The following is a 25,194-nucleotide window of genomic DNA, read 5'->3' as shown; positions in this document are numbered from 1 at the left end:
CCGGACTAGTCGGAGCCGCCGAACGCCGCGTCGAAGGACGCCGTCGGCGCCTCGAAGTCGTACGCCTTCAGGCGCGTCAGCGCCTCGGGGGCGCCCTGGAGGCGGTCCATGCCCGCGTCCTCCCACTCCACGGAGATCGGCCCCTCGTACGCGATGGAACGCAGCATCCGGAAGACGTCCTCCCAGGGGACCTCACCGTGGCCCGCCGACACGAAGTCCCAGCCGCGGCGCGGGTCGCCCCACGGCAGGTGCGAGCCGAGGCGGCCGTTGCGGCCGTCCAGGCGGCGCCGGGCCTCCTTGCAGTCGACGTGGTAGATGCGGTCGCGGAAGTCGTAGAGGAAGCCGACCGGGTCGAGGTCCTGCCACACGAAGTGGGAGGGGTCGAAGTTCAGCCCGAAGGCCGGGCGGTGGCCGACGGCCTCCAACGCCTTGTGCGTGGTCCAGTAGTCGTACGCGATCTCCGAGGGGTGCACCTCGTGCGCGAACCGCACGCCCTGCGCGTCGAAGACGTCCAGGATCGGGTTCCAGCGCTCGGCGAAGTCCTCGTAGCCGCGCTCGATCATCGACTCGGGGGCCGGCGGGAACATCGCGACCAGGTGCCAGATCGAGGAGCCGGTGAAGCCGACGACCGTGTCGACGCCGAAGGCGGCGGCCGCCCGCGCGGTGTCCTTGATCTCGGCGGCGGCCCGCTGCCGCACCCCCTCCGCCTCGCCGTCGCCCCAGATGCGGGCGGGCAGGATCGCCCGGTGGCGCTCGTCGATGATCGCGTCGCAGACGGCCTGGCCGACGAGGTGGTTGGAGATCGCCCAGCACTTCAGCCCGTACTTGTCGAGCAGCGCGTGCCGCCCGTCCAGATAGCCCGGGTCGGCGAGCGCCTTGTCGACCTCGAAGTGGTCGCCCCAGCAGGCTAGTTCGAGTCCGTCGTAGCCGAAGTCGCGGGCGAGGGCGCAGACCTCTTCGAGCGGCAGGTCGGCCCACTGGCCGGTGAAGAGCGTGAACTGGCGTGGCATGTCCGGCGCCTCCTCAGGCGGGGATCGGCGTGTAGACGGAGTTCTTCGCGGCGCTCTCCTCCACGGCGGCGAGCACCCGCTGCACGGACAGGCCGTCGGCGAAGGAGGGCTCGGGCTGTGTCCCGGTGGCGACGGCGTGCAGCAGATCGCGGGCCTGGTGCACGAAGGAGTGCTCGTAACCCAGGCCGTGGCCCGGCGGCCACCAGGCGTCCAGGTACGGGTGGTCGGGCTCGGTCACCAGGATGCGGCGGAAGCCGGACGAGGCGGCGGGCTCGGTGTGGTCGTGGAAGGAGAGTTCGTTGAGCCGCTCCAGGTCGAAGGCCAACGAGCCGTCCGAGCCGTTGAGTTCGACGCGCAGGGCGTTCTTGCGCCCGGCGGCGAAGCGGGTGGCCTCGAAGGAGGCGAGGGCACCGGACGGGAAGCGCCCGGTGAAGACCGCCGCGTCGTCGACGGTGACCGTGCCGAGCCGGCTGCCGCCCTCAGCGGTGAGCCCGCTGGAGGCGCCTTCGAGCAGCGGCCGTTCCCGTACGAAGGTCTCGGTGAGCGCCGACACCCCGGCCACCGGCTCCCCCACCAGGTACTGCGCGAGGTCCACGATGTGCGCGCCGAGGTCGCCCAGCGCCCCGGAGCCCGCGCGCTCCTTGCGCAGCCGCCAGGTGAGCGGGAAGTCCGCGTCCACCAGCCAGTCCTGAAGGTACGTCAGGCGCACGTGCCGCAGGGTGCCGAGCCGGCCCTCCGCGACCATGCGCCGCCCGAGCGCGAGGGCGGGCACCCGGCGGTAGTTGAAGCCGACCATGGCCACCTGGCCCCGGGCGCGGGCCCGTTCGGCGGCCTCGGCCATCGCCTCCGCCTCCTCGACGGTGTTCGCGAGGGGCTTCTCGCACAGGACGTGCTTGCCCGCCGCCAGGGCGGCGAGGGCGATCTCCGCGTGGCTGTCGCCGGGCGTGCAGATGTCGACGATGTCGACGTCGTCCCGGGCGATCAGGGCGCGCCAGTCGGTCTCGGCCGCGGCCCAGCCGAGACGGTCGGCGGCGGCGCGCACGGCGCCGCCGTCGCGGCCGCAGACGGCCGAGAGGACCGGTCTGACCGGCAGGTCGAAGACGCGCCCCACGGTGCGCCAGCCCTGGGAGTGGGCGGCGCCCATGAAGGCGTAGCCGACCATGCCCACTCCCAGCGGCCTCTTCCCCGCCGCTCCGGTATCGGCCCCTGCCTCGGATTCCGTCTCACGCATGCGGTACTCCTCCTCGTCGACGCTCGGTGGGGGGGTGCGGACGCGCGCATCACTTGAAGCCGGTGGACATGTACTGGCCGACGTTGTCCTTGTCGACCACGGCCGAGTAGCAGGTGACGAAGGACGGGATCTCGAACTCCGCCATGCCGCTGACGCCCTTGCTCTGTCCGAGGGCGCGTGCGAGGTCGATCGCGGACGCGGCCATGGTGGGCGGGTAGAGGACGGTGGCCTTCAGGACGCTGTTGTCGGCCTCGATGGCCTGGAAGGCGGAGAGCGCGCCCGCGCCGCCGACCATCAGGAAGTCGTCGCGGCCCGCCTGCTTGATGGCGCGCAGGGCGCCCACGCCCTGGTCGTCGTCGTGGTTCCACAGGGCGTCGAAGTTCTTCTGGGCCTGCAGCAGCTGGGACATCTTGGACTGTCCCGACTCGACGGTGAAGTCGGCGGCCTGGCGGGCGACCTTCCTGATGTTCGGGTAGTTCTTGAGGGCGTCGTCGAAGCCCTTGCTGCGCTGCTTGGTGAGCTCCAGGTTGTCGAGCCCGGCGAGCTCGACCACGCGGGCGTTCTTCTTGTCCTTGAGCTTCTCGCCGATGTAGTGGCCGGCGCTCAGGCCCATGCCGTAGTTGTCGCCGCCGATCCAGCAGCGGTAGGCCTGCGGGGTCGCGAAGACGCGGTCGAGGTTGACGACGGGGATGCCCGCCTTCATCGCCTTGAGGCCGACCTGGGTGAGCGCCTTGCCGTCGGCGGGCAGGACGACGAGGACGTCGACCTTCTTGTTGATGAGCGTCTCGACCTGGCCGATCTGCGCGGCGGTGTCGTTGGAGCCCTCGGTGGACTCCAGGGTGACGTCGGAGTACTTCTCCGCGCGCTTCTTGGCGTTGTCGTTGATGGCGTTGAGCCAGCCGTGGTCGGCCTGCGGTCCGGCGAAGCCGATGGTGACCTTCTTGCCGGGCTTGTCGTCGGCGACCTGCTGCGACTTGTCGTCGGAGCCCTCGTCGTCGGGCTCGTTGCTGGTGCAGCCGGTGATCAGGGCGCCGGTGGAGAGGGCGGCGGCTCCGAAGAGGAGGCCTCTGCGGCTCGTGTGGGTTGGCATGGGTGAACCCCTCAGCTCAGGATGTGTGGGCCGTGCGACGTTGGACGAGGACCGCGGCGACGATGATCGCGCCCTTGGCGATCTGCTGGGTCGCGGTCTCCAGGTTGTTCAGCGCGAAGATGTTCTGGATCGTGGTGAAGATCAGCACGCCGAGCACGGAGCCGACGATGGTGCCGCGGCCGCCGCTCAGCAGGGTGCCGCCGATGATCGCCGCGGCGATGGCGTCGAGCTCGTAGAGGTTGCCGTTGGTGTTCTGTCCCGAGCCGGAGAGGATGATCAGCAGGAAGGCCGCGATGCCGCAGCACAGCCCGGACAGCAGGTACAGGTAGAGCCGCTGCCTGCGGACGTCGATGCCCGCGAGGCGGGCCGCCTCCGCGTTGCCGCCGACGGCGAGCGAGCGCCGGCCGAAGGTCGTGCGGTTCAGGAGCAGCCAGCCGACGACGGTGACGGCGGCGAAGACCATGACCAGCGGCGGGATGCCGAGGATGTAGGACTCGCGCTCACCGAGCTTCAGCACGCCGTCCACGGTGACCATCTGCGTCTTGCCGTCGGTGATCTGCAGGGCGAGGCCGCGGCCGGACGCGAGCATGGCGAGGGTGGCGATGAACGGCACCATCTTGCCGTACGCGATGAGCACGCCGTTGACCAGGCCGCATCCCATGCCGACGAGGACGGCGGTGAAGAGGATGCCCGCGAAGCCGAACTCCTGGGTGGCGACCGTCGTCGCCCACACCGAGGCGAGGGCGACGATCGCGCCGACCGACAGGTCGATGCCACCGGAGATGATCACGAACGTCATGCCGACCGTGACCACGCCGATCACGGAGGCCTGGGTCAGCACCAGTTGGATGTTGTCGGTGTCGAGGAACGAGTCCGGCTGGGTGATGCCGCCGATCACGATCAGCGCGGCGAGGACGCCGAGCAGTGAGAGTGTGCGCACGTCGGCGCGGCCCACGGTGGCGCGCCACGAGCTGCCGCCTTCGGCGGGCGGGCTCTTGCGGGTGGCGGCCTCGGCCGCCGGGGCTGGCTGGGTCATGCCGCCGGGCTCCCTTCTAGGACGAGGTCGAGTACGCGGTGTTCATCGAGGTCACGGGCGGGTGCGGTGTGGACGACGCGGCCCTCGCGGAGCACCAGGACGCGGTCGGCGAGGCCCAGCACCTCGGGCACTTCGCTGGAGACGAGCAGGACGGCGAGCCCCTCGTCGGCGAGGCGGCGGATCACCGCGTACAGCTCGGCGCGGGCGCCGACGTCGACGCCGCGGGTCGGTTCGTCGAGCAGCAGGACGCGGCAGCCGCGCAGCAGCCAGCGGGCCAGGACGGCCTTCTGCTGGTTGCCGCCGGACAGGGTGCGCACGGGCACGGACGGGTCGTCGGGCCGCAGCGACAGTTCGCGCGTCGCGGCGCGCGCGGCGGCCTGTTCGGAGCCCCGGTCGAGCCATCCGCCGTACGAGAAGCGGGACATGGTGGAGACGGAGACGTTGCGGGTGACGGACTCCAGCATGAGCAGGGCCTGGGCCTTGCGTTCCTCGGGGGCGAGACCGAGGCCCGCGCGGACGGCGGCCCGCACGCTTCCCGGGCGCAACACCCGCCCCTCCACGGTCACTTGCCCCGAACTCGGCTTGCGGGCGCCGTAGATCGTCTCCAGGATCTCGGAGCGGCCCGAGCCGACGAGCCCGGCGAGGCCGACGATCTCGCCGGGGTGCAGGTCGAGGTCGAGGGGGTCGAACTCGCCGCGCCGGGAGAGGCCGCGCGCGGTGAGCACGGGCTCCCGCGCGGCGGTTCCGGCCGGGGGCGCGGGGGGCCGCTCGGGGAAGACGTACTCGACGGTGCGGCCGGTCATCAGCGCCACGACGTCCCGGGTCGGGGTGGACTTCGCGGGGAGCCCGCCGGCGACGGCGCGGCCGTCCTTGAGGACGGTGACGCGGTCGCCGATGCGGCGGATCTCCTCCAGGCGGTGCGAGATGTAGACGACGGCCACGCCGTCCGCGGTGAGGTCGGCGACGATCCGGAAGAGGTTGTCCACCTCGTCGGGGTCGAGGGCGGCGGACGGCTCGTCCATCACGATGAGGCGGACCTCGTGGGAGAGCGCGCGGGCCATCGAGACGATCTGCTGCTGGGCGGCGGACAGGTCCCCGACGAGTCGTCCGGGGTCGATCTCGGGGTGCCCGAGCCGCTTGAGCAGACCGGCGGCCGCGGCCCTCGCCGCGCGGCCGCGCACCATGAATCCGGCCGCGGTCGGTTCGTGTCCGAGGTAGACGTTCTCGGCGACGGAGAGCCCTTCCACCAGGTCGAGTTCCTGGTAGATGGTGGCGATGCCGAGCCGCATGGCCGCGATGGGCGAGCGGAGCGTGGTGCGCTCGCCGCGCCAGGTGATCTCGCCGTCGTCGGGCTGGTGGGCCCCGGCGAGGACCTTGATGAGGGTGGACTTCCCGGCGCCGTTCTGGCCCAGGAGGCAGTGCACTTCCCCGGCCTGGACCTGGAGGTCGACGCCGTCGAGGGCCCGTACGCCGGGGAACGACTTGGTGATGCCGGACATGGTGAGCAGGGGTGGTGTGGATGCCATGACGGTTCCCCTCGGCGGCGGCCGCAGCAGGGCAGGACGGATTCCGGGCAGGACGGACTCAGGGCGGGCGGGTTCGGGACGGACGGGCTCGGGGCAGGGCGGAGCCGCACGCGGCGGTACGGGAGTGCGCGGCGGTGCGGGGCAGGACAGGGCGGAGCAGGGCGCTGTGCTGTGCTGGGTGACGCTGCGTCAGTTGCCGGTGCGGCGACGCGTACTGCCGGCCGGGGCCGGTCGGGCGATCGGGCCGGTCAGGCCGGTGAGAACAGGTGGTCGCTGATGAGCCGGGCGCCGCCGATGACTCCGGCGGTGGGACCGAGCTCACCCAGGACGATCGGGAGGTTGCCGGTCGCCAGGGGCAGCGACTGGCGGTAGACCTGGGTGCGGATCGCGGCGAGCAGCGTGTGGCCGAGGCCGGTCACGCCGCCGCCGATCACCACGAGGCCGGGGTTGAAGAAGCTGACGAGGCCCGCGATGACCTGGCCGGTGCGGTTGCCGCCGTCCCGGATGAGGTCGAGCGCGGTGGCGTCGCCCGCGGCGGCGGCCGCCGCGACGTCGACGGCGCTGAGCCGTCCCGCCTCGTCGAGCCGTGTGGCGAGCTCCGCCGAACGCCCCTCCCTGGCCGCCTCCTCGGCGTCGCGGGCGAGTGCCGCGCCGCTGAAGTAGGCCTCCAGGCAGCCCTTGTTGCCGCAGGCGCAGGGGCGTCCGTCCGGTTCGGACTGGATGTGGCCGATGTCGCCGGCGCTGCCCGTCGTACCGCGGTAGACCTCACCGCCGACGACGATGCCGCAGCCGATGCCCGTGCCGATCTTGACGCAGAGGAAGTCGCCCACCGAGCGTGCCACGCCCGCGTGCTGCTCCCCCATCGCCATGAGGTTCACGTCGTTGTCGACCATGACGGGACAGCCGAGGTCCTGGCTGAGGGCCTCGCGGACGGGGAAGCCGTCCCAGCCCGGCATGATCGGCGGCGCGACCGGCACGCCCTCGGGGAAGCGGACGGGACCCGGGACGCCGATGCCGGCGCCGTCGAACCCTTCCGCGAGCCCGGAGGCCTTCAACTTGGCCGCCATCGCGAGGACTTGCTCGAAGACCGCGACCGGGCCCTCGCGCACGTCCATGGGCTGGTTGATGTGACCGAGGACCTCCAGCTCGGCGTTGGTCACCGCGACGTCGACCGAGGTCGCACCGATGTCCACGCCGAGGAAGCGGAGGGCCGGGGCCAGGCGGATGTTGTGGGAGCGCCGGCCGCCGCGCGAGGCGGCGAGTCCGTCGGCGACCACGAGACCGGTCTCCAGGAGCCGGTCGACCTCGACGGCCAGTTTGGACCGCGAGAGGTCGACCTGATCACCCAGTTGGGCACGGGAGTTGGGTCCTCCGTCGCGCAACAGGCGCAGCAGTCGTGCCTGGTGCGTGTTGGCGGGTCGAGCCGTCATACGTCTCACGCGCCCCTCCCCGCCTCTTCGGGCTTCCCATGCCGTTGCCCTGGGGACGGGCGCGCGGTCGCTGCCGCCGCCGTCCCCTTCGGGCTTCCTTCAAGCTTTCGAGGGGAACGTAGCAGTGCCTGTCGGGACTGGGAAGAAGTTGAGCGCGATTTACCCATGACTTTCTCCAGTCACAGGACAAAGGGAAGTCGGCCCACTGCGGAGCCGCGCGATGCGGGGCCGCACGCGCCGGTCAAGGGCGTCGTGCCGGCTCCCGGATCATGCACCACGTGCGGGGTCCGCGGTCGGGCAGCGCGAGGTCCGCCGTGACGGTGAAGCCGAGCCGTTCGTAGAACGTCACGTTCTGCTCGGTCGACGTCTCCAGGAAGCAGGGGTGTCCCGCGCGGTCGGCGGCCGCGAGGCCGGGCCCGATCACCGCGGCGCCGAGGCCCCTGCCCTGCTCGTCGGGGTCGACGCCGACCGTGGCCAGACACCACACGGGGTAGGCGGGGCGGTGCGGACGCAGGGCGAGCTCGGCCGCCGCGAACCAGGGCGCGCGGTCGCCCGCGAGCAGGTCGACGAGCGGGCGGATCGCGGCGAACCCGGGCTGCGGATCCCGGTCCGGCGTGGTCCAGACGGCGACGGCGCGTCCGGCGCCCGCGACCCAGACCCGCCCGTACACCATCCCGACGCGGGTCAGGAAGAGCTCCTGGAAGCGGCGGACCCGCGCCGCGTGTCCGTCGGCCGCGACGACGTGCCGGGTGAAGGGGTAGTCCGCGAAGGCCCGGCCGAGGGTGTCGACGGCCGTCGGCACGTCCTCCCTGATCACGGGGCGTATGCGGTACGGCGTGCTCATCTCTCGCCTCCCGGTGCGGGGCCCGCCGCGCTCAGCCGCGTTCCCGCTCGCGGTACGTCCGGCGGGGGTGTTGCGTGTGGGCACGCATGATGTCCGTCGCGCGCTGTTCGTCGCGCCCGGCGAGGGCCGCGATCAGGTCGCGGTGCTCCGCCCAGGCCTGCCGGCCGCGGCGGCCGGTCTCCGGCGCGTGGTGCCAGCGCACACGGCGTTCCACCTGTCCGGCGAGCGCGGCGAGGACCGTGTTGCCCGCGAGCTCCACGACCTTGGCGTGGAAGGCGGTGTTCAGGGCCACCGACCGGTCCATGTCGCCGTCGGCCACGGCCCGTTCGCCCGCGGCGCAGAGCGCCTCCAGCGCGCTGATGCCCGCCGGGCCGGTGCGGGCGGCGGCGAGCCGGGCGGCCTCGGTCTCCAGGAGCGTGCGGACCGTGCGGAGCTGGTCGGCCTCCGCCTCCGTCGGCTCGTGCACGAACGCGCCCTGGGCGGGCCGCAGATCCACCCAGCCCTCGGTGCTGAGGCGCTGCAACGCCTCGCGCACGGGCTGGCGCGACACTCCGAGGTGTCCGGCGAGCTCGCTCTCCACGAGGTGCCGGCCCGGGCGCAGCGAACGGGTCGTGATGAGTTCGAGCAGGGTCTCGTAGACCCGCTCCCTGAGCGGCCCGGGACGCTCGATCCTGGGCACGGCCCCCTGCGGCAGTCCGGCGGACAGCATCGCGCCCCCTCGTCGAAGACTGCCTTTTGTCTACAGTCCACGGGACACGGGGGCCAGCGCCAGGGGGAGTTGAGCCGGTCACATGGCCGGAGGCGACACATTCACTGCCACCGGGCGACCTGTCACGGGCACCGGACGACCTGTCCCGCGTACGAGAGGTTCCCGCCGAAGCCGAAGAGCAGGACCGGGTCGCCGGAGCGGAGCTCGCCCCGCTCGACCAGCTTGGAGAGCGCCATCGGGATGCTTCCGGCCGAGGTGTTGCCGGAGTCGACGACGTCACGCGCGACGACCGCGTTCACGGCGCCGATGCGCTCGGCGAGCGGCTCGATGATGCGCAGGTTGGCCTGGTGCAGGACGACTCCGGCGAGGTCGGCCGGGGTGAGTCCGGCGCGCTCGCAGGCCGCGCGGGCCAGCGGCGGCAGCTGGGTCGTCGCCCAGCGGTAGACGCTCTGGCCCTCCTGGGCGAAGCGCGGCGGCGTGCCCTCGATGCGGACGGCGTTGCCCATGGAGGGCACCGAGCCCCACAGCACGGGCCCGATGCCCGGCTCCTCGCCGGGCCCGCAGGCCTCGACGACGACCGCGCCCGCGCCGTCGCCGGTGAGCACGCAGGTGGTGCGGTCCGTCCAGTCGGTGACCTCGGACATCTTGTCCGCGCCGATGACCAGGGCGCGGGTCGCGGCCCCGGCCCGCACCGTGTGGTCGGCGGTGGCGAGGGCGTGCGTGAAGCCCGCACAGACGACGTTGAGGTCCAGGACGGCGGCGCCCGGGATGTTCAGGCGGGCGGCGACCCGGGCGGCCATGTTCGGCGAGCGGTCGATGGCCGTGGAGGTGGCGACCAGGACCAGGTCGATCGCGTCGGGGGTGAGGCCCGCGGCCGCGAGGGCCTTCCCGCCGGCGTGCGCGGCCAGCTCGTCGACCGGCTCCTCGGGGCCCGCGACGTGCCGGGTGCGGATGCCGACCCGGGACCGGATCCACTCGTCGCTGGTGTCGACCATGCCCGCCAGCTCCTCGTTGGTGAGGATCGTGGCGGGCTGGTAGTGGCCGACGGCGGCGATGCGCGAGCCGAGCATGTACGGGTCCCCCTTGTTGCCGAAGATGCGGGACCGCCCAGTCTGGTCAGCGACTCACCAGTAACGGTGCACGTGATGTGACAGGAAAGGAGCGCAGGGTTTGGACACTTCTCATGATCCGGTCACCCTCTGAAGAGCTGGGTGACCTTGTGTACGAGTTCGTACAGGCCGTACCCCAGCGGGAGCCCCACCCAGAGCCAGGCGAACACGATCAGTGAGCGGCGCTCACGTGGGGGTGTGCTCGGCGGCGTGGTCATCGGCTGCCTCCTTCGGGGTGGGTACGTGGTGGCGAGGATGGACCGGGCGTACGAGCTCGTTCGCGACGAGACCGACGACCAGCAGCCCGATCATGATCGCGAAGGACAGGCCGTAGAGGTCGGCGCCGGCCTTGCCCGCCTCCTCCTGGTGGTCGGCGACCCGGTTCACGATCAGCGGCCCGAGGACGCCCGCCGTGGACCAGGCGGTGAGCAGCCTGCCGTGGATGGCGCCGACCTGATAGGTGCCGAAGAGGTCCTTCAGGTACGCGGGGATCGTCGCGAAGCCCCCTCCGTAGAAGGAGAGGATCACCAGCGCACAGCAGATGAACAGCGGCTTGGAGGTGTCGCCGAAGAGCGCGATCAGAAGGTACATGAGCGCGCCCGCGCCGAGGTAGACGCGGTAGACGTTCTTGCGTCCGATCAGGTCGGAGGCCGACGACCAGCCGATGCGGCCCGCCATGTTGGCGGCCGAGAGCAGCGCGACGAAGCCGGCCGCCGCGGAGACCGACACCGGGGCGGCGGTGTCGGCGAAGAAGTCGGTGATCATCGGGGCGGCCTTCTCCAGGATGCCGATCCCCGCGGTCACGTTCATGCACAGGACGACCCACAGGCACCAGAACTGCGGGGTGCGCACGGCCTGCCGGGCCGAGACCTGCGGTCCGTCGAGCGGTCCGGGACCGCCGGGCCCGCGGGCACCCTCCGAGCGCGGTACGCGCACCAGGAGCACCCCGAGCGTCATGAAGACGGCGTACGTGAGCCCGTGCACGAGGAACGCGAGCGCGATGCCGCCGGAGTCGGCGCCGAAGGAGTCCAGCATCTGCGCGCTCCAGGGCGAGGCGATGAGCGCGCCGCCGCCGAAGCCCATGATCGCGATGCCGGTGGCCATGCCGGGCCGGTCCGGGAACCACTTGATGAGGGTGGAGACGGGTGAGATGTACCCGATGCCGAGGCCGATCCCGCCGACGAAGCCGTAGCCGAACACGATGAGCCAGTACTGGCGGGTCGCGGCGCCGAGGGCGGCGATCAGGAAACCGGACGAGAAGCAGATGAGCGCCACGGCCATGGCCCAGCGCGGGCCGTTGCGCTCGACGAACGTGCCGCCGAACGCGGCGGACAGGCCGAGCATGACGATGGCGACCTGGAACGGCAGCGCGCTCTGGGTGCCGCTGAGGTGCAGCGCGGATTCGAGGGGCGGTTTGAAGACGCTCCAGGCGTAGGCCTGGCCGATGGACAGGTGCACCGACAGGGCGGCGGGCGGTACGAGCCAGCGGCTCCAGCCGGGGGGTGCGACGGGGGGCCTCATGATCCCGAACGGTAGGAAGCGGAAGAGGGGTTGGGAAGAGGGCGGGCGGAATCCGCCGCCGCGGTGCGGGGGCCGGGACGACGATCACGGCGCGTGCAGGACAATGACAGCGTGAAGGTCACCTCGCGCACGACGATCCGGTGACCCACGGCGGCCCGCGCAGCACGGCCGCTCCGGCCACCCGCACACGTACAGAACCGGGACTGATCAAGACATGGGACGAGTCACGGAGCGACGCAAGGTCATACGGGTGCGGGACGGGCAGGTCTCGGAGCGCCCCGACACCCTGGTCGCCGAGGAACCCCTGGAGATCCGCCTCAACGGCAAGCCGCTCGCCATCACTATGCGCACCCCCGGCGACGACTTCGCGCTGGCGGCCGGGTTCCTGGTGAGCGAGGGAGTGCTCGGCGCGGCGGACGAGCTGCAGTCGATCGTGTACTGCGCGGGGGCCACCGCTGAAGGGTCCAACACGTACAACGTCGTCGACGTGAGGACCGCGCCGGGCGTCGTCCTGCCCAACATCACCCTGGAACGCAACGTCTACACCACCTCGTCGTGCGGCCTGTGCGGCAAGGCGAGCCTGGACGCGGTCCGCACCACGGCCCGCTGGCCCATCGACGACACGGCGGGCGGCACCGCTCCCCCGGTCCTGCTCGCCACCGGACTGCTCGCGGGCCTGCCCGACCGGCTGCGCGCGGCGCAGCGGGTGTTCGACAGGACCGGGGGCCTGCACGGCGCGGCGCTCTTCTCCGAAGCGGGCGAACTCCTCGACGTGCGGGAGGACGTGGGGCGGCACAACGCCGTCGACAAGCTGATCGGCCGGGCCCTGCAGAACGGCGGCCTGCCGCTGGCGCGGACGGTCCTGCTCGTCTCGGGCCGTGCCTCCTTCGAGCTGGCGCAGAAGGCCGTGATGGCGGGCATCCCGGTGCTCGCCGCGGTCTCCGCGCCGTCCTCGCTCGCCGTCGACCTGGCCGCGGAGACGGGCCTCACGCTGATCGGCTTCCTGCGCGGCTCCTCCATGAACGTGTACGCGGGCGAGCACCGCGTCGCCCTGGGTGCCGGGGCCGTCCGGGGCTGACCCGGGCACGGTCGCCCCGATCCCCCGACGCGCACTCCTTGTGGGGTGCCGAGACCCCCACGTAGCGTCTGTGGCACGGACATCGGACGTGGGATGTCAGGATGTCAGGATTGCCGCACGCCCACCGGATGTCGGGATCGCAGCACACCCACCGGTCGGCCGTCACCGGTCGGCCTTCGTCGGCCGGCCGTCACCGGTCGGCCGTTCACCGCCATGAGTCGCCGTCGCCCCGAAAGGCGGACCGCACCATGCCTCCGAGCCTCCGCGCACGCCTCAGACCACTTCGCACCGCCACCGCCGCCCTGGCCGCCGTCGTCGTCGGCGCCCTGCTCCCCGTGCCCGCCGCGCAGGCCGTGCGGGGCGCGCCGGCGCCGCCGTTCGAGCAGCAGGTGCTGTTCAAGGCGTCCCAGGACCCCGGGTACGCCTGCTTCCGCATTCCGGCCGTGGTCCGCACCACGCGGGGCACGCTGCTCGCCTTCGCGGAGGGCCGGGTCGACGACTGCAGCGACGCGGGCGACATCGACCTGGTGCTCAAGCGCTCGCACGACGGCGGCCGGACCTGGGGACCGCTCCAGGTGATCAACGAGGGCGGGGGCGACACGCACGGGAACCCGGCGCCGGTCGTCGACCGCGAGAGTGGCCGCGTCCTGCTGGCGGAGACGTACAACACCGGCCGCACGGACGGCAGGAACTGCGACGTGCCGTGCGACCGCACCCCGCACCTGCAGTACAGCGACGACGACGGGCGCACCTGGTCCGCGCCGCGCGACCTGAGCGCCGAGATCCTGCCCGCGGACTGGAACTCCTGGTACGCGACCGGACCCGTGCACGGCATCCAGCTGAGCCGCGGCCGGCACGCGGGACGGCTCGCCTTCGCCGTGAACGCCGAGACGTGGAACGGCACCCGGGTCACCGCCAACCACGCGGCGCTCGTCGTCAGCGACGACGGCGGCGACCACTGGAAGATCGGCGCGACCGACTCGTACCCGATCGCCGACGACGGCACGTTCCGCCAGAAGCCGTCCGAGATGACGCTCACCGAGCGGCCCGACGGGGCGATCCACGTCAGCGGGCGCGAGCAGGACGGCACGGACCTGGGGCACCGCACGCAGACGGTCAGCCGCGACGGCGGCGACTCCTTCGCCGCCCCCTTCCGCGCGCTCCCCGACCTCTACACACCGCAAGTGCAGGGCTCCACACTGTGGTTCGGCGGACGGCTGCTGCTCGCCTGCCCCGGCGATCCGGACCGCCGCCGCACGATGCAGCTCCGCTCGTCCTACGACGGCGGGCGCACGTGGGACAGCGTCGACCGCGGCACGACCGTCACCACGGACTGGTCCGGCTACTCCGACCTGGTGCGGGCCGACCGCACGCACGCGGGACTGCTGTACGAGGGCGGCGCGGTCGACGCCCGCGACGAGATCCGCTTCGCCCGCTTCACCGAGGACCATCTCGCGCCGCGCAGGGGCCCGGACCCGACCACCCGCGACGCCGCGCCGGGCGCCCGGCCCGCCGCCGTGCTGGGCGGGGCGGCCGCGACCGACGGGCGGTTCGGCGGCGCGCTCTCCTTCGACGGCACCGACGACGCGGTGCGCCTGCCCTTCCGTGACCGGCTCCCGCTCCATGCGAAGGAATTCACCGCATCGCTGTGGTTCCGCTACTCCGCGACGACCGGTGAGCAGCCACTGCTGTGGATGGGCGGCATCGGCACCGGACAGCCGCAGGTCTGGCTGCGCGGCGAGCCCGCGGGCGACCGCGTCACCGCCCTGATCACCACCCGGCAGGGCGCCGCACCCCCGCGCTCCGCCTCCGTGCGCACGACGGGCGCGTACAACGACGGGCAGTGGCACCACATCGCGCTGCGGCGCGCGGGCGGGGCCCTGACGCTCTTCCTCGACGGGAGCCGGGTCGACGGCGCCGACGTGCCGGGATCGGTCAGCCGCACCTCGCCGTTCGGCGTGCACATCGGTCAACGCCTGGACAGCCGCGCCCACTTCACCGGAGCGATCGACGAAGTGCGCGTGTACGACCGGGCCTTGAGCGACACCGAGGTGGGCGGTCTGCGCAAGGCCGACGCCCCTGTGACGCGGGACACCGTCCTCCGGCTCCCCATGGACCACGTGCGCGACAGCAACTAACGTCCCCGGCGTGTCCGCCCGTGAACGACCCGCCGCGGGGCGGTGCGGGGTCCTGCTGATCCTGCTGCTCGCCCTGGCCTGCGCGGCCGTCCTGCTCATCGTCCTCCCGGAGGAAGACCGGGAGGGCGATGCGGCCTGCCGGCCGCGCACCGTGAGCTCGTGGCGCGCCGACGAGCGGACCACCGGGGAGTTCGCGCGCTACGGGAACGACGCGGCGCGCACCGACGACTGGACCGGCGGCGACGGCACCCACTCGGTCCGCCTCCCGGACGGGCGCCTGCTGTGGCTGTTCTCCGACACCTTCCTCGGCCAGGTCCACGCGCCCCCCAACCAGATGGGCCAGCCGCACGCCTGGCGCGACGGCAACGCGCAGATGGTCCGCAACTCCGCGGTGGTGATGTCCCGTTCCGGCGACCTGGAGCGCACCCTCCCCGCACCGCTCTTCACCGATCCGGCGCCCCAGCAGTGGCGCTGGCCGGTGGCGGCCCGCGTCGAGCCCCGCTCCCCCGGCTCGGACCAGCGGGTGGTGCGCGTCCTGCTGTGGACCCGGATGGCAAGCCAGGGCCCGTGGATCTACGGCGTCCCCGTCGCCACGGAGGTCGCCACCCTGTCGCTGCCCGACCTGCGCCTGGAGGGCATCGTGCGGACCTCCGACCAGCAGTCGGTCGGCGACCCCGAGAAGCGGGTGCTGTACGGCACGACGACGGTCGACGACGACGGCTGGACGTACGTCTTCGGCGGCACGGACGCCCAGGCGACCTCGCGGCCCTCCTCGGACGCCTATGTCGCGCGGGTGCCGCACGGCGGTCTCGCCGACGCCTCGGCGTGGGAGTACTGGGACGGCGAGGAGTGGGGGCACGAGGTGACGCCGCGGCCGGTCCTCGGGGACGGGAGGCGCAGAGGGGTGGGCAGCGCGTTCACGGTGGTGCGGGACGACGGGACGTACGTGCTGTTCACGATGGCCGCGGGCACCGAGGGACTGACGACCGTCTCCTCGTACTGGTCCTGCTCGCCCACCGGCCCCTGGCACGGCCCCGCCAAGGCCTTCGAGGCGCCGCTGCCCGAGGACGGCGCGGTGCGCAAGGACGCCGCCGCCTACAACCCGCAGGCCCATCCGGCGCTCGGCGGTGGCGGCCGCTTCGTGCTCAGCTACGACGTCAACTGGCTGGACGCGACCCCGGCGACCGCTCAGGCGAACGTCACCCGGAACGTGTCGCTGTACCGGCCGCGGTTCGTGTCGCTGCGGCTCGGCGCGGCTCGCTGACCGGCTCCTGCGGATCCCGGGAACGGCGCTTGGCGATCACCGCGCAGACCATCAGCTGCATCTGGTGGAAGAGCATCAGCGGCAGCACCGCGAGCGAGGCGTCGGCGCCGAACAGGACGCTCGCCATGGGCAGTCCGGCGGCCAGCGACTTCTTGGACCCGGCGAACTGGACGGCGATCCGGTCGGCCCGGTCGAAGCCGAGCCGCTTCGCGCCGTACCAGGTCAGCGCCAGCATGATCGCGAGCAGCACCGCCTCGACGCCGAGCAGCGCGAGCAGCCGCAGCGGGTGCACCTGGCCCCAGATGCCCTGCACCATGCCCTCGCTGAACGCGGTGTAGACGACGAGCAGGATCGACCCGCGGTCGACGTATCCGAGGATCTTCTTGTGCCGGGTGATGAAGCCGCCCACCCAGCGGCGCAGGACCTGCCCGGCGAGGAACGGCACGAGCAGCTGCAGGACGATCTTGAGCAGTGAGTCCGCCGAGAAGCCGCCGCCGCTGCCGCCGAGCAGGGCGGCCGCGAGCAGCGGCGTGATCACGATGCCGGCCAGCGAGGAGAAGGAGCCCGCGCAGATCGCCGCGGGCACGTTGCCGCGCGCCATCGACGTGAAGGCGATGGACGACTGGATCGTGGAGGGCACCAGCGTGAGGAAGAGGAAGCCGCTGTACAGCGCGGGCGTCAGGACGTACGGGACGAGCCCCTTCGCCGCGAGCCCGAGCAGCGGGAAGACGAGGAACGTGCAGGCCAGGACCGTGAGGTGGAGCCGCCAGTGCTTGAGCCCGTCGAGCGCCTCGCGGGTGGAGAGCCGGGCGCCGTAGAGGAAGAAGAGCAGCGCGACGGCCGCGGTGGAGGCGCCGGAGGCGACGTCGGCGCTCGTGCCGCGGGCGGGCAGCAGGGCGGCCAGACCCACGGTCGCGAGCAACGCCACGATGTACGGGTCGACCGGCATCCAGGACGGCCACTTCAGGCGTTTCACGGTGCTCCAGCTCTCGTGCGGGGATGTGCCCTCCCATGATCCTCCTGCTCCGGGTGATCGGGAATCCCGTACACCGCTCTGACTGCCATCACGTTCCGCGATGACCGGGCTAGGCTGGGCGGTGTGTACGACCCCACGCAGTTGCGCACGTTCCTCGCGGTCGCCCAGACGCTGAGCTTCACCCGGGCCGCCCGGCGGCTGAGCCTGCGCCAGTCGACGGTCAGCCAGCACGTGCGCCGCCTGGAGGACGCCGCCGGCCGGCAGCTCTTCACCCGTGACACCCACAGCGTGGAGCTGACCGAGGACGGCGAGGCCATGCTCGGCTTCGCCCGCCGGATCCTCGCCGCGCACGAGCAGGCCGCGGCGTTCTTCACCGGTCGGCGCCTGGGCGGCCGGCTGCGGTTCGGGGCGTCGGAGGACTTCGTCCTGACCCGGCTCACCGACATCCTGGAGTCGTTCCGGCACGACCACCCCGACGTCGACCTGGAGCTGACGGTCGAGCTGTCCGGCACGCTGCACCGGCACCTGGACGCGGGCCGGCTCGACCTGGTCCTGGCCAAGCGGCGCCCGGAGGATCCGCGCGGCGAGCTGGTGTGGCACGACGACCTGGTCTGGATCGGCGCCGAGCGGCTGCGCCTGGACCCGGAGCGCCCGGTGCCGCTGATCGTCTATCCGCCGCCGGGCATCACCCGTGCCCTCGCCTTCGAGGCGCTGGAGCGGCGGGGCCGCGCCTGGCGGGTGGCCTGCACGAGCGGCAGCCTCAACGGCCTGGTGGCCGCCGCCCGCGCGGGTCTCGGCGTGATGGCCCACTCGCGGGGCCTGATCCCCCCGGGCCTGGTCCGGGTGCCCGACCGGGCGGGCCTTCCGGAGCTCGGCTCGGTCGACTTCGTGCTGCTGCACGGCGAGCGGCGCGCGCCGGCCCAGGAGGCCGCGGACGCGCTGGCGGCGGCGATCCTGGCGGGCGGCGACCGGCTGCACCGGGGCGGGCGCTGACGCCCGGCCGCGCGCGGCCCGCCCCGTCTAGCGCAGCGGCCGTGGGTAGGTGAGCTCCTTGAAACGCCGCAGATAGGGCGCCGACTCGACGTGCCGCACCCCGGCGAGCGAGCCGAGCGGGCCGCTGAGGTAGGCGTAGAGGCTCGCGGTGTCGCGGGTCAGGATGCTCGCCATGAGGTTGGCGGACCCGGTGATCGCGGAGACGTGGGCGGTTTCGGGGTGCTCGGCCATCGCACGGCCCACCGCGTCCAGCTCGCCCGGGGCGACGGTGATCCAGAGCATCGCGGACGAGGTGAAACCGAAGCGCGCCGAGTCGTACTCGGCGTCGAAGTACAGCGCGCCCGAGCCGCGCAGCGCGGCGATACGGCGCTTGACGGAGGACTCGGAACGCCCGGTGAGCCGCTGCAGTTCGGGGTGGGTGGCGCGGCCGTCGGCCTTCAGCGCGGCGACCAGCGGCTCGTCGTCGGGCGCGATGCGGGCCGGTCCCGGGGCGGCCGGCGGCAGGTCGGGGGCGAGGGCGGCGGTCTGCTCGGCGGTCAGCGGGCGGTGCTTGCCGATCCAGCCGGTACGGCCGCCGTAGAAGCGGTGCACGAGCTGGTGCGCGGTGATCTCGACGAGGCTCCGGCTGCGCAGCAGCTTGCCGAAGAGCAGGTCGTCGTGGTCGCCGGGGGTGCGGGGCAGCGTCATGCAGACCACTTCGGTGCCCGCCGACATGAGGTGCACCCACGCCGTGTCGGGCCGCCGGGCCAGACCGGTCGCGATGGCCTCGGCGCCGTCGGGCGCGCAGCGCAGCCGGAGCATCCACGCGTCGCGGCCGAGCCGCCCGGTGTCGCGGACCCCGACGACACGCAGGCCCGCCCCGGCGCGCAGGCGGCGGTAGCGGCGCGCGACGGTCTGGTCGGACACGCCGACGACGGCGGCGACCCGGCTGAAGGGCACTCTCCCGTCGATCTCCAGGGCGTGCAGCAGCTTCAGGTCCAGCGCGTCGAAGACATCGGATTCCTCCACCGAAGACCCCCTGCATGTCGGATTACGGCGACCGGCGGCCCCCTGGCACCGGGATCGTCCGCCGCCGGTTCATCGTACGAGGACACAGCCGCCGGGCCCCGGTCCGGCGGGCGGGGAATCACCAGGAGTCGGAGGAACAAGGTGCGCACATGGGGGCCGCTCACGGCGGTGTCGCTGGGGACGTTCATGCTGTTGCTGGACGTGACGATCGTGATCGTGGCGCTGCCCGACATGGCGCGGGCGCTGGACGCCTCGCTGAGCGATCTGCAGTGGGTCATCGACGGCTACGCGCTCGCGCTGGCCGCGCTGCTGCTCGGCGTCGGCGCCGCCGCCGACGTGCTCGGCAGGCGGCGGCTGAGCGTCATCGGCACCGTCCTCTTCGCGCTGGCCTCGCTGGGCTGCGGGCTCGCGACGGACGCGGACCTGCTGGTGGCGGCCCGCGCCGTGCAGGGACTCGGCGGCGCGGCGATGCTGGCGACGACGCTGCCGCTGCTCGGCGCCGCCTACCAGGGCCGCGAGCGCTCCACCGCGCTCGGCGTGTGGGGTGCGGTGAGCGGCGCGTCGGCCGCGCTCGGCCCGGTCGTGGGCGGACTGCTCACCGAGGGGCCCGGCTGGCGCTGGATCTTCTTCGTGAACCTGCCGGTGAGCATGGCGTCGATCTGGCTGACGCTGCGCGCGGTGCCGGAGTCGAAGGGTCCCGCGGGGCGCCGCGTCGACTGGGCGGGCACGGCGGCGTTCGCGTCCTTCGCGGGCGCGGGGACGTACGGGGTGCTGCGCGGCGGCGCCGAGGGCTGGACGTCGGCGGCCACGGGCGGGGCCTTCGCGGTCTCGGCACTCGCGCTCGTCTGCTTCGTCCTGGTCGAACGGCGCGTGGCACAGCCGCTCCTGGACCTGCGGCTGCTGCGCAAGCCCGCCTTCACCGGGGTGCTGCTGGGCGGGGTCGGCTACAACGCGGCGGCGTTCGGCGTCATCCCCTACCTGTCCATCTGGCTGCAGACCGTGCTGGGGATGAGCGCGATGACCGGCAGCCTGGTGCTGCTGCCGCTCGGCGCGATGTCGTTCGTGGTGGCCCTGGTCGCCGGACGGGTGCTGCACGGGGTGGCACCGCGCCTGCTGATCGGCGTCGGGCTGCTCCTGATCGGCGGGGGCGTGCTGGGCATGGCGGTCCTGGACGCCGGGTCGTCCTGGGCGGCGCTCGTGCCCGGACTCGCGCTGACCGGTGTCGGCTCCGGTCTGGTCGCGCCGGGCCTCGCGGGGGCGGCGCTCGCCGCGGTGCCGGCCGGGAACGCGGGCATGGCGGGCGGCGCCCTCAACACGTTCCGCCAGCTCGGGTACGCGCTCGGAGTGGCCCTGTTCGGCACGGTCCTCACCGCGGGCATGCGGGACACGCTGGGCCGCGAGGCGGCGCACACGGTGGCGGGCGGCGGCGCGGAGGCGCTGCGCGGCACGCTCTCCGAGCACACCGTCCGTGCGGCCTTCGCCGCCGGTCTGAACGCGGCGTCGCTGGCGGCGGGCGTGACCGGGCTGGTCGCCGGTGTCCTGGTCCTGGTGATGGTGCGGGCGCCCGGACGGCGGTCGGCGCGGGTGGCGAGCGGGGGCGCTCCCGGGCAGGACAGCCCGGCGGCGGCGGGGGCGGTGTCCGCCCGGGGCGAGTAGGCCTCGGGCGGCCCTTGTGCGGGGACTCCCGCGTGCGCGGACCGTGCGCACGCGGGAGTCCTGCGCGCCGTGTGGGGGCAGGGGTTCCGTGTGTGCGCAGGGGTTCCGTGTGTACACGGGAGGTCGGTGTGTACACGGGAGGTCCGTGTGTACGCAGGGGTTCCGTGTGTACGCGGGAGGTCCGTCCGTACGCCGGAGTTCCGGTCCCCCCGCCGGTCGGTATCGGCCGCCACCCGTGCCCGCCGAACGTCCACGTTCTGGGCACCCGGGTGGCGGGTCTGCGGCGATGAACGGCGTACCGGCAGGTCAGGGCGGTGCGCCGGGTCTCGCCAGGTGGCGCAATGCTGCCGCAACACCACGGCGGCCACCCCGCCGGTACGTTCCTGCCATGCCAGCCGAACACAGCTCCGCCTCGCTCCCGGTCGCCGCCGCGCGACGTCGGCGACTGCGTGCTGACCAGGCGCGGCAACTCGCCGACCTGCTGCGTCACCAGATCCTCGCGGGCGGTTTCCCGACCGGTGTCCTCCCCCTGGAGGACGTCATCGCCGCCGACTACCGGGCCAGCCGCAACACCGTGCGCCAGGCCCTCGACCTGCTGCGCGGCGAGCAGCTCGTGGACCGGCGGGCCGGCGTCGGCACCGTGGTGGTCGGCGAGAAGTACCCGCACGGCCTGGACCGGCTGCAGGGCCTGGCCGAGACCCTGCACGAGCACGGCCGGGTCACCAACGAGGTCCGCACCGTCGGACCGGTCAGCGCACCGGCCCCGGTGGCGCACCGGCTCGGTGTGCCGGACCACACCGACGTGCTCTGTATCGAGCGGCTGCGCCGCCTGGGCGGACTGCCGCTGTCCCTGGACCTCTCGTACCTGCCCCTGGACGTGGGCGGTGAGCTGCTGGGCTGCGACCTGGAGAACACGGACGTGTTCCGCCTCCTGGAGACGCTCACCGGCGGCCCGTTGGGCCATGCCGAGATGACCCTGGAGGCCGTCAACGCCGACGCGCACTCCGCGGCGGTACTGGAGGCGCCGCGCGGCAGCGCGGTGCTGATGCTGGAGCGGCTCACGCACCTGCCCGACGGGCGGCCCGTGGACCTGGAGTTCATCCGCTTCCGCGGCGACCGCATCACCATGAGCGGCATCCTGCGCCGCACCGTCTGATCTCCCCCTCTTTTTCCCTCTTTCCTCTCTACTTTCCCCTCTTCTTTCCCCTCCTTCTTCACTCACCGCTCTTCCCTGGAGACAGCCATGCCTGTTGTCCCGCAGCGCTCCGACGTGCCCGTGACCATCGACGAGTCCCGGTGTATCGACGGCTGCACGCTCTGCGTCGACATGTGTCCGCTCGACTCGCTCGCGATCCGCGCGGAGGACGGCAAGGCGTACATGCACGTCGACGAGTGCTGGTACTGCGGCCCGTGCGCGGCCCGGTGTCCCACCGGCGCGGTCACCGTCAACATGCCCTACCTGCTCCGGTGAAGCCCTCGGTGAAAGGCACCGTTCCCATGACAGGCACGCCCCGCACCTCCCGCTCCGGGCCGCGGTTTCCCTTCCGGCCGCGGTTCCTCGCCCGGCTGCTGCCGCTCGCCGTGCTCGCGCCGCTCGCCACCGCCTGCGGCGGCTCCGCGGGCGCCCAGGACTCCGACACCGTCACGGTGACCGTCGGCTACCAGTCGAAGACCATCAACACCGTCACCGCGGGCACCCTGCTGCGCTCCCTCGGCTACTTCGAGGAGGAGCTCGCGGCACGCGGCAAAAAGGACGGCAAGACCTACAAGGTCACGTGGCAGGACTACGCGACGGGCGCCCCGATCACCGCCCAGATGACCGCGGGCAAGATCGACATCGGTTCGATGGGCGACTTCCCGCTGCTCATCAACGCGGCCCGCGGCCGTCAGCTCGGCCAGCCGACGCGGCTCGTCTCGGTGACCGGGTACAACCTCCGCGGCGGCCTGAACACCGTGGTCACCGCGCCCGGTTCGGACCTGCGCTCGCTGTCCGGGCTGCGCGGCAGGAAGGTGTCCACCAGCATCGGCTCGGCCGCCGACGGCACCCTGGTCCGGGCCCTGAAACAGGCCGGGCTCGACCCGGACGAGGACATCAGGAAGCTCAACCAGCAGCCCAGCGTGGGCGCGTCCGCACTGGCGGCCGGCAGCGTCGACGCCCTGTCGCAGTTCGTCGCCTGGCCGGGCCAGTTGGCGTTCGAGGGCAAGGCGAAGGCCCTGTACGACGGGGCCGACCTGAACCTGCCGACCTTCCACGGCGTCACCGTCCGGGAGAAGTTCGCCGGGGAGCACGCCGGAGTGCTCGACGCCTTCCTCACCGCACAGCGGCGGGCGACCGACTACGTGCGCGAGAAGCCGGTGGCCGCCGCCGAGTCGGTGGCCGAGGAGACCGGTCTGCCCGCCGAGGCGGTCTACCTCTACAACGGCGCCCACGGCATCGCCACCTTCGACCCGGCGCTGCGCCCGGAGCTCGTCGCCGCGCTGAAGCGGGACGTCCCCCTCCTCACGTCGGCCAAGCTGGTCGGCGCCGTCGACGTGGACGCCTTCGTCGACCCGGAGCCGCTGCGGCGGGCCACCCGGGGCAGCCGCCCGTACCCGAAGGCGCCGGCGGATCCGGCCGCGGCGAAGTCCGAGCTGTGGCTCGAGGGGCACGACTCCACCCGCACCTTCGACAGCCCCAAGGCCCTCCTGAAGGCGGCCGAGGGCGCCGACGTGCGGGCCGCCTACGTACCGGACGCGCTGACCGGCACCCTGTGGTTCGCCGACCGCGCGGTGTGGGTCGCGGACGGCGCCGACCTGCGCGCCTTCGTCACACCGGGGCACGCCGAGACGTACGTCGGGCGGCATGCCGGCGCCCGGGTCGTGAGCCACGCGGACGCCGTGGAGCTCGCGTCATGAGCGCGGCCCGGCGGCTGGTGCGGGTGGCCTCGCTCGCCGCGGCCCTCGGCCTGTGGCAGCTGTTGACCTCGTGGGACGTCGAACTGTGGCTGCGTTTCGGGCAGTTCCCCACGGTGGGCGAGGTCGCGTCCGCCTTCGGCGACCGGCTCGGCACCGCGCCGTACTGGCAGGACCTCGCCCACAGCCTGCGCCGCATCGTGATCGGCTTCCTGCTCGCCGCGGTCATCGGGGTGGCGGCGGGCACGGCCGTCGCCCGCTCGCGCTGGGCCGCCGACCTGCTCGGCCCCTTGGTCGAGGTGGCCAGGCCGGTCCCGGCGATCGCGCTGGTCCCGGTCGCGATCCTGCTGCTGCCCACCAACGAACAGGGCATCGTCTTCATCACCTTCACCGCCGCGTTCTTCCCCGTCCTGGTCTCGACGCGGCACGCGGTGCGCGCCGTCGCGCCGGTCTGGGAGGAAGCCGTGCTCACGATGGGCGGCGGGCGGCTGCGCGTGCTGTTCTCGGTGGTGCTGCCCGGCGCGCTGCCCGGCATCTTCGGCGGTCTCTCGGTGGGCATCGGCGTCGGCTGGATCTGCGTGATCTCCGCGGAGATGATCTCCGGCGAGTACGGGGTGGGCTACCGCACCTGGCAGGACTACACGGTCGTCGACTACCCGGGAGTCTTCGTCGGCATGGCCACCATCGGCGCCCTCGGCTGGCTCACCTCCACCGCGGTGGAGTTCCTCGGCCGGCGCGCCACCGCCTGGCTGCCCCGGCCGCCCGAGCGGGCCCCGTCCCGCGCGGCCCGCCGCGCCGCCCGCACCGCGCGCCCGGCCGCCGTCTCCCCCGCCCCGGCGGCCACCCCCGCGCCCGCCCCCGACAAGGAGCCCGTGCCATGAGCCCCGCAGAATCCGTCGGTCCGGCGGCACCGGCGCCCCCCGGAGCCTCCGGGAGTCCCCCCGCGGCGCGGCCGGGCGCCGAACTCGCCCTGGACGACGTACGGCTCGGCCACCGCGAGGGCCAGGCGCTGCCCGGCACCGTCCGGCTGCGCGTCGCGCCCGGCGAACTCGTCGCCGTGCTCGGCCCGTCCGGCTGCGGCAAGTCCACGCTGCTGCGCACCCTCGCCGGGCTGCTGCCCCCGCTCGGCGGGCGGGTCACCCAGGACGGCGAGCCGATCGGCGGACCGGCCGCCGACCGGGCGCTGGTCTTCCAGGAGGACGCCCTGCTGCCCTGGCGCACCGTCCGTGCCAACGTCGAACTCCCCCTGGCCATCCGCGGGACGGCCGGGGCCGAGCGGCGGCGCACCGCCGACGCGTGGCTGGCCCGGGTGGGCCTGGACGGGCACGCCCGCAAGCTGCCGCACCGGCTCTCCGGCGGCCAGCGCCAGCGCGTCCAGCTGGCCCGCGCGCTCGCGGGCCGGCCCCGGGCGGTCCTCATGGACGAGCCGTTCGGCGCGCTCGACCCGCACACCCGCGCCGGGATGCAGGACCTGCTCGTGGACATCCTGCGCGGCACCGGCGCGACCGTCGTCTTCGTCACCCACGACGTGGACGAGGCGCTGTACCTGGGCGACCGGATCGCGCTGCTCTCCTGCGGAGAGGTCCTCGACGTCCCGCACCCCCGGCAGCGGGACGCCCGTGACGCGCCGGCCACCACCGCCCTGCGCCGCCGCGTCCTCACTTCGCTCTGACCCCGGCGTCC

23 protein-coding genes are annotated in these 25,194 nt (G+C 73.3%); 10 read left to right on the top strand and 13 right to left on the bottom strand.

What is annotated here, in order from left to right; genetic code table 11:
• Nucleotides 1–5: 5 nt before the first annotated feature.
• From ACFYXE_RS23940 to ACFYXE_RS23890, 11 genes are all read right to left on the bottom strand, one after another.
• Nucleotides 6–1,010, bottom strand: coding sequence for a sugar phosphate isomerase/epimerase family protein (locus ACFYXE_RS23940; protein WP_361174358.1), 1,005 nt, complete (start codon nucleotides 1,008–1,010; stop codon nucleotides 6–8).
• Nucleotides 1,011–1,023: 13 nt separating this feature from the next.
• Nucleotides 1,024–2,241: a Gfo/Idh/MocA family protein gene (locus tag ACFYXE_RS23935; RefSeq protein ID WP_389315395.1), complete on the bottom strand. Its 1,218-nt coding sequence runs from the start codon at nucleotides 2,239–2,241 to the stop codon at nucleotides 1,024–1,026.
• A gap of 49 nt (nucleotides 2,242–2,290) precedes the next feature.
• Complete coding sequence (locus tag ACFYXE_RS23930) at nucleotides 2,291–3,331, bottom strand: substrate-binding domain-containing protein (RefSeq protein WP_361174352.1); 1,041 nt, start codon at nucleotides 3,329–3,331, stop codon at nucleotides 2,291–2,293.
• Nucleotides 3,332–3,347: 16 nt separating this feature from the next.
• The gene (locus ACFYXE_RS23925; RefSeq protein ID WP_389315392.1) at nucleotides 3,348–4,367 is read right to left on the bottom strand and encodes an ABC transporter permease; all 1,020 of its coding nucleotides are present in this window, start codon (nucleotides 4,365–4,367) and stop codon (nucleotides 3,348–3,350) included.
• Nucleotides 4,364–5,893 (bottom strand): sugar ABC transporter ATP-binding protein, encoded by a 1,530-nt coding sequence (locus tag ACFYXE_RS23920; protein WP_389315390.1) that lies wholly within the window; start codon nucleotides 5,891–5,893, stop codon nucleotides 4,364–4,366. The genes ACFYXE_RS23925 and ACFYXE_RS23920 overlap by 4 nt, the downstream gene beginning before the upstream one ends.
• Before the next feature lie 248 nt (nucleotides 5,894–6,141).
• Nucleotides 6,142–7,323, bottom strand: a complete 1,182-nt coding sequence (locus tag ACFYXE_RS23915) for an ROK family protein (RefSeq protein WP_389315388.1) — start codon at nucleotides 7,321–7,323, stop codon at nucleotides 6,142–6,144.
• Nucleotides 7,324–7,564: 241 nt separating this feature from the next.
• Nucleotides 7,565–8,167, bottom strand: a complete 603-nt coding sequence (locus ACFYXE_RS23910) for a GNAT family N-acetyltransferase (RefSeq protein WP_389315386.1) — start codon at nucleotides 8,165–8,167, stop codon at nucleotides 7,565–7,567.
• A 31-nt stretch (nucleotides 8,168–8,198) separates the two neighbouring features.
• A complete protein-coding gene (locus tag ACFYXE_RS23905; RefSeq protein WP_389315384.1) occupies nucleotides 8,199–8,876 on the bottom strand; it encodes a GntR family transcriptional regulator in 678 nt (225 codons plus the stop codon).
• Nucleotides 8,877–8,998: 122 nt separating this feature from the next.
• On the bottom strand, nucleotides 8,999–9,946 hold the full coding sequence (locus tag ACFYXE_RS23900) for a beta-ketoacyl-ACP synthase III (protein ID WP_389315382.1): 948 nt from the start codon (nucleotides 9,944–9,946) through the stop codon (nucleotides 8,999–9,001).
• 122 nt (nucleotides 9,947–10,068) lie between these two features.
• Nucleotides 10,069–10,203: a hypothetical protein gene (locus ACFYXE_RS23895; RefSeq protein WP_361174332.1), complete on the bottom strand. Its 135-nt coding sequence runs from the start codon at nucleotides 10,201–10,203 to the stop codon at nucleotides 10,069–10,071.
• Nucleotides 10,172–11,506, bottom strand: a complete 1,335-nt coding sequence (locus ACFYXE_RS23890; protein WP_361174329.1) for an OFA family MFS transporter — start codon at nucleotides 11,504–11,506, stop codon at nucleotides 10,172–10,174. The genes ACFYXE_RS23895 and ACFYXE_RS23890 overlap by 32 nt, the downstream gene beginning before the upstream one ends.
• A 214-nt stretch (nucleotides 11,507–11,720) precedes the next feature.
• Here ACFYXE_RS23890 and fdhD point away from each other — a divergent pair, with 214 nt between their 5' ends.
• The 3 genes from fdhD (at nucleotide 11,721) to ACFYXE_RS23875 (ending at nucleotide 15,986) form a co-directional block, all read left to right on the top strand.
• The gene (fdhD, locus tag ACFYXE_RS23885) at nucleotides 11,721–12,584 is read left to right on the top strand and encodes a formate dehydrogenase accessory sulfurtransferase FdhD (RefSeq protein WP_389315379.1); all 864 of its coding nucleotides are present in this window, start codon (nucleotides 11,721–11,723) and stop codon (nucleotides 12,582–12,584) included.
• 248 nt (nucleotides 12,585–12,832) lie between these two features.
• On the top strand, nucleotides 12,833–14,722 hold the full coding sequence (locus tag ACFYXE_RS23880) for an exo-alpha-sialidase (protein ID WP_389315377.1): 1,890 nt from the start codon (nucleotides 12,833–12,835) through the stop codon (nucleotides 14,720–14,722).
• A gap of 10 nt (nucleotides 14,723–14,732) precedes the next feature.
• Entirely contained in the window at nucleotides 14,733–15,986 is a 1,254-nt protein-coding gene (locus tag ACFYXE_RS23875; RefSeq protein ID WP_389315375.1) for a DUF4185 domain-containing protein, read from the top strand.
• Here ACFYXE_RS23875 and ACFYXE_RS23870 read toward each other — a convergent pair.
• Nucleotides 15,922–16,935, bottom strand: a complete 1,014-nt coding sequence (locus ACFYXE_RS23870) for a bile acid:sodium symporter family protein (RefSeq protein WP_389315566.1) — start codon at nucleotides 16,933–16,935, stop codon at nucleotides 15,922–15,924. The genes ACFYXE_RS23875 and ACFYXE_RS23870 overlap by 65 nt on opposite strands.
• Nucleotides 16,936–17,085: 150 nt before the next feature.
• Between ACFYXE_RS23870 and ACFYXE_RS23865 the strand changes: the two genes are divergently transcribed.
• Complete coding sequence (locus tag ACFYXE_RS23865) at nucleotides 17,086–17,955, top strand: LysR substrate-binding domain-containing protein (protein WP_389315373.1); 870 nt, start codon at nucleotides 17,086–17,088, stop codon at nucleotides 17,953–17,955.
• Nucleotides 17,956–17,982: 27 nt separating this feature from the next.
• On the opposite strand, the gene ACFYXE_RS23860 is transcribed toward ACFYXE_RS23865, so the two are convergent.
• Nucleotides 17,983–18,963 (bottom strand): Lrp/AsnC family transcriptional regulator, encoded by a 981-nt coding sequence (locus ACFYXE_RS23860; RefSeq protein WP_389315371.1) that lies wholly within the window; start codon nucleotides 18,961–18,963, stop codon nucleotides 17,983–17,985.
• A gap of 141 nt (nucleotides 18,964–19,104) precedes the next feature.
• Between ACFYXE_RS23860 and ACFYXE_RS23855 the strand changes: the two genes are divergently transcribed.
• The 6 genes from ACFYXE_RS23855 to ACFYXE_RS23830 all read left to right on the top strand — a co-directional run bounded on the left by ACFYXE_RS23855 (nucleotide 19,105) and on the right by ACFYXE_RS23830 (nucleotide 25,183).
• Nucleotides 19,105–20,619, top strand: a complete 1,515-nt coding sequence (locus tag ACFYXE_RS23855) for an MFS transporter (RefSeq protein WP_389315369.1) — start codon at nucleotides 19,105–19,107, stop codon at nucleotides 20,617–20,619.
• Nucleotides 20,620–21,007: 388 nt separating this feature from the next.
• Nucleotides 21,008–21,775, top strand: coding sequence for a GntR family transcriptional regulator (locus ACFYXE_RS23850; RefSeq protein ID WP_389315367.1), 768 nt, complete (start codon nucleotides 21,008–21,010; stop codon nucleotides 21,773–21,775).
• Between the two features lie 87 nt (nucleotides 21,776–21,862).
• Complete coding sequence (locus ACFYXE_RS23845; protein WP_361174306.1) at nucleotides 21,863–22,090, top strand: ferredoxin family protein; 228 nt, start codon at nucleotides 21,863–21,865, stop codon at nucleotides 22,088–22,090.
• A 26-nt stretch (nucleotides 22,091–22,116) separates the two neighbouring features.
• The gene (locus ACFYXE_RS23840) at nucleotides 22,117–23,514 is read left to right on the top strand and encodes an ABC transporter substrate-binding protein (RefSeq protein ID WP_389315365.1); all 1,398 of its coding nucleotides are present in this window, start codon (nucleotides 22,117–22,119) and stop codon (nucleotides 23,512–23,514) included.
• Nucleotides 23,511–24,392 (top strand): ABC transporter permease, encoded by an 882-nt coding sequence (locus tag ACFYXE_RS23835; RefSeq protein WP_389315363.1) that lies wholly within the window; start codon nucleotides 23,511–23,513, stop codon nucleotides 24,390–24,392. The genes ACFYXE_RS23840 and ACFYXE_RS23835 overlap by 4 nt, the downstream gene beginning before the upstream one ends.
• Nucleotides 24,389–25,183, top strand: coding sequence for an ABC transporter ATP-binding protein (locus ACFYXE_RS23830; protein ID WP_389315361.1), 795 nt, complete (start codon nucleotides 24,389–24,391; stop codon nucleotides 25,181–25,183). The genes ACFYXE_RS23835 and ACFYXE_RS23830 overlap by 4 nt, the downstream gene beginning before the upstream one ends.
• Nucleotides 25,184–25,194 lie beyond the last annotated feature (11 nt).

Source organism: Streptomyces sp. NPDC002564 (assembly GCF_042889645.1).
Taxonomy (GTDB): domain Bacteria; phylum Actinomycetota; class Actinomycetes; order Streptomycetales; family Streptomycetaceae; genus Streptomyces.
The sequence above is the reverse complement of the archived record's forward strand: the minus strand, read 5'-3'. Positions and strand labels throughout refer to the sequence as shown.

What these genes read in the sequence shown, in the direction of transcription:
- ACFYXE_RS23940 (WP_361174358.1), bottom strand. Translation starts at nt 1,010, where the DNA reads ATGCCACGCCAGTTCACGCTCTTCACCGGCCAGTGGGCCGACCTGCCG.
- ACFYXE_RS23935 (WP_389315395.1), bottom strand. Translation starts at nt 2,241, where the DNA reads ATGCGTGAGACGGAATCCGAGGCAGGGGCCGATACCGGAGCGGCGGGG.
- ACFYXE_RS23930 (WP_361174352.1), bottom strand. Translation starts at nt 3,331, where the DNA reads ATGCCAACCCACACGAGCCGCAGAGGCCTCCTCTTCGGAGCCGCCGCC.
- ACFYXE_RS23925 (WP_389315392.1), bottom strand. Translation starts at nt 4,367, where the DNA reads ATGACCCAGCCAGCCCCGGCGGCCGAGGCCGCCACCCGCAAGAGCCCG.
- ACFYXE_RS23920 (WP_389315390.1), bottom strand. Translation starts at nt 5,893, where the DNA reads ATGGCATCCACACCACCCCTGCTCACCATGTCCGGCATCACCAAGTCG.
- ACFYXE_RS23915 (WP_389315388.1), bottom strand. Translation starts at nt 7,323, where the DNA reads ATGACGGCTCGACCCGCCAACACGCACCAGGCACGACTGCTGCGCCTG.
- ACFYXE_RS23910 (WP_389315386.1), bottom strand. Translation starts at nt 8,167, where the DNA reads ATGAGCACGCCGTACCGCATACGCCCCGTGATCAGGGAGGACGTGCCG.
- ACFYXE_RS23905 (WP_389315384.1), bottom strand. Translation starts at nt 8,876, where the DNA reads ATGCTGTCCGCCGGACTGCCGCAGGGGGCCGTGCCCAGGATCGAGCGT.
- ACFYXE_RS23900 (WP_389315382.1), bottom strand. Translation starts at nt 9,946, where the DNA reads ATGCTCGGCTCGCGCATCGCCGCCGTCGGCCACTACCAGCCCGCCACG.
- ACFYXE_RS23895 (WP_361174332.1), bottom strand. Translation starts at nt 10,203, where the DNA reads ATGACCACGCCGCCGAGCACACCCCCACGTGAGCGCCGCTCACTGATC.
- ACFYXE_RS23890 (WP_361174329.1), bottom strand. Translation starts at nt 11,506, where the DNA reads ATGAGGCCCCCCGTCGCACCCCCCGGCTGGAGCCGCTGGCTCGTACCG.
- fdhD (WP_389315379.1), top strand. Translation starts at nt 11,721, where the DNA reads ATGGGACGAGTCACGGAGCGACGCAAGGTCATACGGGTGCGGGACGGG.
- ACFYXE_RS23880 (WP_389315377.1), top strand. Translation starts at nt 12,833, where the DNA reads ATGCCTCCGAGCCTCCGCGCACGCCTCAGACCACTTCGCACCGCCACC.
- ACFYXE_RS23870 (WP_389315566.1), bottom strand. Translation starts at nt 16,935, where the DNA reads ATGCCGGTCGACCCGTACATCGTGGCGTTGCTCGCGACCGTGGGTCTG.
- ACFYXE_RS23850 (WP_389315367.1), top strand. Translation starts at nt 21,008, where the DNA reads ATGCCAGCCGAACACAGCTCCGCCTCGCTCCCGGTCGCCGCCGCGCGA.
- ACFYXE_RS23845 (WP_361174306.1), top strand. Translation starts at nt 21,863, where the DNA reads ATGCCTGTTGTCCCGCAGCGCTCCGACGTGCCCGTGACCATCGACGAG.
- ACFYXE_RS23840 (WP_389315365.1), top strand. Translation starts at nt 22,117, where the DNA reads ATGACAGGCACGCCCCGCACCTCCCGCTCCGGGCCGCGGTTTCCCTTC.
- ACFYXE_RS23835 (WP_389315363.1), top strand. Translation starts at nt 23,511, where the DNA reads ATGAGCGCGGCCCGGCGGCTGGTGCGGGTGGCCTCGCTCGCCGCGGCC.
- ACFYXE_RS23830 (WP_389315361.1), top strand. Translation starts at nt 24,389, where the DNA reads ATGAGCCCCGCAGAATCCGTCGGTCCGGCGGCACCGGCGCCCCCCGGA.